Below are 7,995 nucleotides of genomic sequence, written 5' to 3'. Positions count from 1 at the left end.
GTTCCGGCGTAGCTCAGCGGTAGAGCAGTTGACTGTTAATCAATTGGTCGTAGGTTCGATCCCTACCGCCGGAGCCATTTCCAACAATATCAGGCGCTTAGCCGATCAAGGCACTCTCGAAGTCTGCGCGCAGGTTGCGCTTTAGGACCTTGCCGGTCGCGTTCAGTGGCAATGCATCCACAAATACTACCTTATCGGGCACCTGCCACTTGGCGATTTTACCGTCGAAGAAAGCTAGCAACTCCGCTTCACTCGGGTCCGCGCCTTCGGCTTTGACCGCCACCAACAAGGGGCGTTCGTCCCATTTGGGATGCGGCACACCAACAACGGCTGCAGTGGCAAGTTGCGGGTGGGCTACGGCGATGTTTTCCAACTCGACCGAGCTGATCCACTCGCCCCCGGATTTGATGATGTCCTTGGACCGGTCGCGGATAGTCATGTACCCGTCGGGGTCCAGCGTTGCCACGTCTCCGGTCGCGAACCATCCGTCCTGCAGTAGGTCTTCATCCTGCATTTGGAAATAGCTGTCCAACACCCAATGACCGCGCACCAGCAGATCGCCCTGCGTAACGCCGTCATGCGGCAGATCATTGCCGTCATCATCGACGATTTTCAACTCGACCCCATAGGGCGGACGACCCTGGCTTTCGCGCAGCTTGTGTTGTTCTTCAGGCGGAAGGTCCAGATGTTTGGCCAGTGGGTTGTTCGTGCTTCCCAGCGGACTCATCTCGCTCATGCCCCAGGCGTGAACCGTATCGACACCATAGGTCTCGCGGAAAGTTTCGATCATCGAGGGCGGGCACGCAGCACCGCCAATCACAGTGCGGTTCAAGCTGGCCAGTTTGCTACCTGACTTCTCGGCATGTGCCAGCAAGCCTTGCCAGATCGTCGGAACCCCCATTGCCAGCGTCACGCCATATGTATCGACCAGATTCACCAGTGCTTCGCCATGTAGACCCGGCCCGGGCAGCACCATGCGTGAACCCGACATGGCGCAGGCATAGGGCGACCCCCAGGCGTTGACATGGAACATTGGAACCACCGGCATCACGACATCCATAGCAGAAAAGCCTATGACATCTCGCGTGTTCGATCCAAAACTGTGCAGGACTGTGGAACGATGGGAATACAGAACGCCTTTGGGATTGCCCGTCGTGCCCGAGGTGTAACACAGGCTGGACGCTGTGTTTTCATCGAAACTCGGCCACTGAAAATCGCCATCGCCAGTTTCGATCAGGTCATCATAGAACGCGACGCCAGGGATTTGGGCAACGGCGTCTTCATTCCGTGGGCCCATCAAAACGAAATGGCGCACTTCGGTCAGGTGTTCGTGCAGGGCCGCGACCAGAGGGATGAATGTCGCATCAAAGAACAGAACCCGGTCTTTGGCGTGGTTGATAATGTAAGTCAGCTGTTCCGGGAAAAGCCGGGGGTTCACCGTGTGGCACACAAAACCCGCGCCGGAGGTGGCATAGTAGATCTCCAGATGTCGCCGGTTGTTCCAGGCCAACGTGCCAATTCGATCCTGCGGCTCCAACCCCAGCTTGGTCAGCGCTGATCCCAGTTTTCGCGCGTTTTGCGCCACTTGCTCCCATGTGGTTTCGGTGACCGATCCATCGGTTTCGACCGAGTAGATCTCGGTCTGGCCATGATAGCGTTCGGCGTGATCAATCAGCGACGAAATCAGCAAAGGCTGCGTCATCATCTGTCCCAGCATGGACATCCTCCCATTATCAGCGTCGCCTCTATTGGGCAGTGCTGTCTGCTTGCCTGATGCCACTCGCCAGCGTGCGCAAAGCAAAGTGTTCAGGGCGTTCCCTAAGAACAGACCCTGCCAATCATTTAATTGTCTGACAATAAAAGAATGCAGCCTGCCTTCACGGCAGACTGCAAAAAACCGCGTTAATAATCGCGGTGGCGCATTGCATAGGCAACCAGGGCAGCGGTCGAGCCGTCCTTGCCAGTCGCGCTTTCTTCTCCGTCGACGATCGGGCCGAGAGATGTCGCAAGTTCCTTGCCCAGCTCAACGCCCCACTGGTCGAACGAGTTGATGTCCAATAGGACGCCCTCGACAAACACACGATGTTCGTAAAGCGCGATGATCTGGCCCAGAACAAACGGCGTGAGCATTGGATACATCAACGTTGTCGAAGGACGGTTGCCCGGAAAAACACGGTGACGGGCTTGCCGTTCCAGCTCGTCCCCTTCCAGCCCCTTCTCCGCCATCCGTTGCCGTGCTTCACCCAGCGACCGTCCGCGCATCAGAGCTTCGGACTGCGCAAGGCAATTGGCCAGCAACAGGCGGTGATGGTGGGTCAATTCCGGTTCGTGCCCTTCGGCCGCAACCATGAACTCACAGGGGATCACGTCGGTGCCTTGGTGGATCAACTGATAAAATGCATGCTGCCCATTGGTGCCCGGCTCACCCCAAACGACGGGACCCGAGGGAATGGTCAGAGTGTTGCCGTCCATGGCAACAGATTTGCCGTTCGATTCCATCTCGAGCTGTTGAAAATACGCGGGTAGACGCAGCAGTCTTTGATCGTACGGCAGCACGGCCCGGCTAGCGTGGCCCAGAACCTGACGATGCCAAATGCCGACCAATGCCAGCATAACGGGCATATTTTCGACCCAGTCGGCGGCGCGGAAATGTACATCCATCGCCTGCCCGCCGCGCAAGAATGCGTCAAAAGCATTTGACCCTACGGCGATCATTACCGGCAGGCCCACTGGGCCCCAGACCGAATAGCGCCCGCCAACCCAATCGGCAAAACCGAAAACGCGCTCTTGGGGAATACCAAAGGCTTGGGTTTTGTCCAGCGCGCTGGACACGGCGGCAAACTGCTTGCCCGGATCGCCGCCGCCATCTTCCATCCAAGCTCGCGCGGTTCGGGCATTGGTCATCGTCTCGATGGTCGTGAAAGTTTTGGAGGCAACAATCACCAGTGTCCGCGTTGGATCAAGCTGGCGCAGCGTATCGGCGATATGTGCGCCGTCCACATTCGAGACATAGTGCAGTCTTGGTCCATCATGATACGGGGACAGCGCATGCGTCGCCATCACTGGGCCCAAATCCGAACCACCGATCCCGATATTGACCACATCGGTAAAGGCGCCCCCTGCCCCGGTGACCGCCCCGCCGCGCACCTCTTCTGCGAAGACACGCATCCGTTGCAGAGTGTCCAGAACATCAGGCATGACGTCCAGACCATCGACCTCAACCGGGCCACCATCCAGATTACGCAGCGCTGTGTGTAGAACGGCACGGCCTTCGGTTTCGTTGATCTTTTCACCATCGAACATCGCCGCGCGGCGCGAAGCCAGGCCAGCCTCATCACACAACGCGATCAAGGCCTTTCGGACGTCATCTGTGATCTGGGTTTTGGAATAATCAAACAGCAGATCTCCGGTGGACGCGGAAAAAGTCTGAGCCCGGTTCGGATCGCTTTCAAACAGCCCGAGGATGGCCTCGTCCTGCACTTCGGATGCTAGATTTTTGAGCGGGTCCAACTGCATCTGTGTCACTCCGCCCAATGAACCGTCATGCCGGTCAGCGCGGCAGCGATCGGGGCCTCTTCCGGAGGCAGAGACATGGCCTTATCCAACGCATCGCGCTTGGTGGCGCCAAAGATAATCAGGTGTTTGGATAGCGCTCCATCCAACACGGGGCCAGTCAGCGTGATCCGCGCCTCTGGCTGGGTTTCGGGACGGGCGACTGCAAGCGGTGGCGCGTGACTATCCAGCGCGTCTTCAAGCCCCTCCATCCCCGGAAACAGAGAAGCTGTGTGCATATCCTCGCCCATTCCAAGAACCAGAACCGAAAGCGGCAAGACTGGTGTAATCAAGGATTCGATTTCCGGCAGGACATCGTCCGGTTCTTTACCTTCAACATACAGCGGCACGTATTGAGCAGCCGAAGCACGGTTTGTCAGCAAGCGCTGCCGGATCAGCCGTTCGTTCGAACGGTCGCTATCACCCGGAACACAGCGTTCGTCCGTGGGTAAAACCCGCACACGGTCCCATTCCAGATCAGCCGCGCACAGGCCATCGAATACCGGCCCGGGGGTCGTGCCGCCCGGCACGGCCAACGAAACCATGTCGTGATGCAGCAAGGCAGCCTCCAACTCTCCGGCCAAGGCGTTTGCCACGTCAATCGCCAGCATGTCGCGATCGGCATATTCCTGAATCTTCATGGGTTTATTCCTTGCCAACGGCGACCATCTCGTTTCATCAACAGCTCGGCGTCGCCCGGACCTGTGCTGCCGCTTTCGTATGGTTTTGGTACGTCACCGCGCGCGTGCCAGCCGGCAATGATCGGGTCGGTCCAGGCCCATGCGGCCTCGACCTCATCCCCGCGCATGAACAGTGTCTGGTTGCCCCGGATCACGTCCATGACCAGCCGTTCATATGCATCCGGGGGGTCTTGATTTCCTGACCCTAGCGCCTCGGCAAAACTCATGTCCAAGGGCACATCGACCAGGCGCATACCACCCGGGCCCGGTTCCTTGATCGTCACCTTCAGCGTTATTCCTTCGTTCGGCTGCAGCCGGATCGACAGGACATTCGCGTGGCGTCCAGCCTCTTCGCCGAAAATTGAATGCGGCGCGTCTTTAAACATCACATTGATCACCGATGACCGCGCAACCAGACGTTTGCCCGTGCGTAGATAGAACGGCGTGCCCGCCCAACGCCAATTGCTGATATGCGCCCGCAGCGCCACATAGCTTTCGGTGGTCGAACGTGGGTTGCCCACAATTTCGCGGTATCCTTTTCGGCCGCCGCGGCCATCGAACTGTCCACGCACGATGTGGTGCGGTTCAACTTGATCAAGGGCACGAATAACCTTGAGCTTTTCGTCCCGCACGGCATCCGGATCAAACTTCGCCGGCGGCTCCATCGCGATTAGGCACAGTAACTGCATCAGGTGATTCTGCATCATGTCGCGCATGGCACCTGCGCGCTCATAATACTCTTCCCGCCCGTCGATACCTACGGATTCGGCCACCGTGATCTGGATGTGATCGACATACTGGCTGTTCCACAGCGGTTCGAACAGCATATTGCCAAAGCGGACGGCCATCAGGTTCTGGACGGTTTCCTTTCCCAGATAGTGATCGATCCGGTAGATCTGGCTTTCCCGAAAATGCTCAGCCAAGGTCGCGTTTAACGCCCGCGCACTCTCCAGATCGTGGCCAAAGGGTTTTTCAACGACGATCCGCGTGCTTGGCGTTGCAAGATCATGCGCTTTGATCCTTTCGGCCAAAGGCCCGAACAGGCGCGGACCGACCGAGAAATAGAACGCCCGCACCCGGTCATGGTTCAGTTTGTCGGCAAGCTGTTCCCAGCCCTCATTCGAATACCCGTCGAGTGTCACATAGTCGACGCGGTCCAGAAACGCGCGCAATGCGCCCTCGTCCTGGCATTGCGCAGCAGCATGGGTTCGCAGCGATTCGGCGACCATTGCCTGAAACCCCACGCGATTGTGGACCGTGCGCGCAGCGCCAATGATTTGGACGCCTTCGGCCCACTGCCCTGAACAAAAGCGCCGAAACAGGGCCGGTAGAATCTTACGTTGCGCCAAGTCGCCGGTCCCGCCAAAAATGACGAGATCGAACGGATCAACAGGTATGACGCGAGAAACCATGGTTTTTCCTTATCTTGCCCCGCCGGGCATGTCCAATGTTAGCGCAATCGGTCAGCGTAAATCCCCCATCATCAAAACTCTGTCAGGTCGCACTTGCCTGACTTAACTAATCCGAGTCGAGCAGCTACATCAGAAGTAACTTCAAAGAACCGGATACCGGAATGAAAGACAACGCGCCTCAGACCGCCAATATCGGCAAGTTTCAGAACAAATTGGTGACAGCAGATGGGCAAACCCGCGCTTCCGTAGCGCTGAAAAACCCCGAGACGTTGTGGTTCAATACCGGCACTCTTTGCAATATCGAATGCGTCAACTGCTACATCGCCAGTAGTCCAACCAACGACGCGCTGGTCTATATCACCACCGAAGAGGTGCGCGACTACTTGGACCAGATCGAAGAACGCGACTGGCCGGTGCGTGAGATTGGGTTCACTGGGGGCGAGCCCTTTATGAACCCGGAAATGATCGACATGACTCGTGAAACGTTGGAACGCGGCTATGAAGTTTTGATCCTGACAAATGCAATGCTCCCGATGATGCGCCGCAAGATGCGCGAGGGTTTGCTGGATCTGAAGCGCAATTATGGAAACAAGCTGACACTTCGAGTTTCCGTGGACCACTATCGCCCCGAACTGCATGACGAGGAACGCGGAAAAGGCAGCTTTGACAAGACGATCACTGGAATGGAGTGGTTGCGCGACAACGGGTTCAATATCGCTATCGCAGGCCGCACGGTCTGGGGTGACAGCGACGCCGACAGCCGCGCCGGGTATGAGGCGTTCTTCAAGCAGCACAGCTTTGACATCGACGCACAGAATCCTGGCCAGACCGTTTTGTTCCCCGAGATGGACGAAACTGTCGAAGTCCCCGAAATCACAACCGCTTGCTGGGGCATTCTGGATAAACCACCCGAGGCTGTAATGTGTTCGAATGCCCGCATGGTGGTCAAACGCAAAGGCGCAGAACGGCCTGCCGTTCTGGCCTGTACCCTACTGCCGTACGAGCCTGAGTTTGAAATGGGCACCACACTGGCCGAGGCCGAGGCCGACGTGCACCTCAACCACCCACATTGCGCAAAGTTCTGCGTTCTGGGCGGCGCCAGCTGCTCGGGCTGATCAGTTCAACTCGGGCGATTTCCAGTATTTTGTGCCTGACGCCCCAGCCGAAACACGCCAGCCCTTTTTGCTGAGCACAAAAAACGACCGCCCGTCTGTGAACCTGAGCGTCTCATCGGTGCGCTCATCTCCATACATTGCGCCGGATTCCGCAGTCGCGTCGTAACCTTGCGTGATAAAACTGTCCAAATCTGCTTGGGTTTCAAACAGGATCACGAATTTGGTCTCGAACCCGCCGATACCGATCGCCGCGCCCACGCCGCCGGTTCCCATATTCATGTAGGTGTGCTGACCAGTGTCTTTGTTCACGGCAACACCGCGCCCGTACCCTGCGGACACCGGGAAAACTGTCACCTTGCGGGAATCGAACGCAGCATATCCCGCACTGACATCATATAGCGCTTGTGCTTCGGGATTTTCGGCAAGCAACTGCGCCAACACATCGACGGCCATAACATCCAGCTTGGCGCGTGTCTCTTCGGGCGTCGCCTCGTTGGACAGCAAATCAGAGGTGGACGTGATGGTTTCGTCAACCGCGTTCGCCCCTTTTTCGAGTGTCTGCCCGACGGTTTCTGCCCCGCGTCCGACAGCATTAGCCGTATTTTCAGCGCCCTTCTTGATTTTATCAAGGACACCTTCGGCCGACACCGGCCCGGCTAGGCAGATGGCAACTGCAATCAATAAAACTCTGGGCATTCCGTGTTTCCGCTTGTGGCCAATGACTTCGCCGCCACGATACCGGATGCACCGGAAATGTATATGGGTTTGGGCCTGATGCGCCCGGGCGTCAATTCACTCGGAATTCGCCTACCACGTTGCGCCATTCCCCGGGCGCGATCATTTTTCGATGTGTAAACCGCACGGAATGCAGCGGTCCTTCGATCTCTCGCTGCCAGAATTCAATAAAATCGAATAGTTTGGGATGATCCGGCGCAAGGTCGTATTCCTGCCAGATAAATGTATTTAGCACGTGAATATAGTCGGGCATGTGATAAAAAAATTCGGCCGTCGTCAGCCCATACCCCTTGAGCATCAGTTCTGTTTCGCTTTGCTCCATGCAGACCTCCAAAATTGTTGCAAGGTCTCTTCAGCATAGCACAGAAACCACCTAACCCTTGGTTAACAATATGTTACCCCAGTGTTACGGGTGTTTTTTGCCCAGAATGCGCTGCTTGCTTGCACCTTATGTGCCGGGTCTGATAAGGTACATCCACAAGATATAGACCCAGCACAATA

General features: G+C 57.0%; 7 protein-coding genes and 1 tRNA gene. 2 read left to right on the top strand and 6 right to left on the bottom strand.

Translation table 11 applies throughout. The features are described 5' to 3' along the window. Positions 1-2 precede the first annotated feature (2 nt). Positions 3-77: transfer RNA gene (locus AC2FJE_RS20540), tRNA-Asn, on the top strand. A gap of 20 nt (positions 78-97) precedes the next feature. Here the strand turns inward: AC2FJE_RS20540 and AC2FJE_RS20535 are convergent. From AC2FJE_RS20535 to zwf, 4 genes are all read right to left on the bottom strand, one after another. Beyond that, positions 98-1,717 carry a long-chain-fatty-acid--CoA ligase gene (locus AC2FJE_RS20535; RefSeq protein WP_496754199.1) on the bottom strand — a complete coding sequence of 540 codons (1,620 nt, stop codon included), beginning with the start codon at positions 1,715-1,717 and terminating at the stop codon, positions 98-100. Between the two features lie 185 nt (positions 1,718-1,902). Next, on the bottom strand, positions 1,903-3,516 hold the full coding sequence (gene pgi, locus AC2FJE_RS20530; protein WP_472723858.1) for a glucose-6-phosphate isomerase: 1,614 nt from the start codon (positions 3,514-3,516) through the stop codon (positions 1,903-1,905). A gap of 5 nt (positions 3,517-3,521) precedes the next feature. Then, positions 3,522-4,193, bottom strand: a complete 672-nt coding sequence (pgl, locus tag AC2FJE_RS20525) for a 6-phosphogluconolactonase (RefSeq protein WP_496696534.1) — start codon at positions 4,191-4,193, stop codon at positions 3,522-3,524. Next, positions 4,190-5,644: a glucose-6-phosphate dehydrogenase gene (zwf, locus tag AC2FJE_RS20520; RefSeq protein ID WP_496754201.1), complete on the bottom strand. Its 1,455-nt coding sequence runs from the start codon at positions 5,642-5,644 to the stop codon at positions 4,190-4,192. Before zwf ends, pgl begins: the two co-directional genes overlap by 4 nt. A 161-nt stretch (positions 5,645-5,805) precedes the next feature. Here zwf and AC2FJE_RS20515 point away from each other — a divergent pair, with 161 nt between their 5' ends. Next, positions 5,806-6,759, top strand: a complete 954-nt coding sequence (locus AC2FJE_RS20515; RefSeq protein ID WP_282118325.1) for a radical SAM protein — start codon at positions 5,806-5,808, stop codon at positions 6,757-6,759. On the opposite strand, the gene AC2FJE_RS20510 is transcribed toward AC2FJE_RS20515, so the two are convergent. Next, a complete protein-coding gene (locus AC2FJE_RS20510) occupies positions 6,760-7,455 on the bottom strand; it encodes a lipid-binding SYLF domain-containing protein (RefSeq protein ID WP_496754204.1) in 696 nt (231 codons plus the stop codon). Between the two features lie 91 nt (positions 7,456-7,546). Beyond that, positions 7,547-7,816 carry an usg protein gene (locus AC2FJE_RS20505; RefSeq protein ID WP_058271768.1) on the bottom strand — a complete coding sequence of 90 codons (270 nt, stop codon included), beginning with the start codon at positions 7,814-7,816 and terminating at the stop codon, positions 7,547-7,549. Positions 7,817-7,995: the final 179 nt, after the last annotated feature.

The organism is Ruegeria sp. CDSC002 (genome assembly GCF_059610905.1).
This window is presented reverse-complemented; position numbering and strand designations above follow the sequence as displayed.

Bases quoted from the DNA above. Each gene is read 5' to 3' on its own strand.
- AC2FJE_RS20535 (WP_496754199.1), bottom strand. From the start codon at position 1,717: ATGCTGGGACAGATGATGACGCAGCCTTTGCTGATTTCGTCGCTGATT.
- pgi (WP_472723858.1), bottom strand. From the start codon at position 3,516: ATGCAGTTGGACCCGCTCAAAAATCTAGCATCCGAAGTGCAGGACGAG.
- pgl (WP_496696534.1), bottom strand. From the start codon at position 4,193: ATGAAGATTCAGGAATATGCCGATCGCGACATGCTGGCGATTGACGTG.
- zwf (WP_496754201.1), bottom strand. From the start codon at position 5,644: ATGGTTTCTCGCGTCATACCTGTTGATCCGTTCGATCTCGTCATTTTT.
- AC2FJE_RS20515 (WP_282118325.1), top strand. From the start codon at position 5,806: ATGAAAGACAACGCGCCTCAGACCGCCAATATCGGCAAGTTTCAGAAC.
- AC2FJE_RS20510 (WP_496754204.1), bottom strand. From the start codon at position 7,455: ATGCCCAGAGTTTTATTGATTGCAGTTGCCATCTGCCTAGCCGGGCCG.
- AC2FJE_RS20505 (WP_058271768.1), bottom strand. From the start codon at position 7,816: ATGGAGCAAAGCGAAACAGAACTGATGCTCAAGGGGTATGGGCTGACG.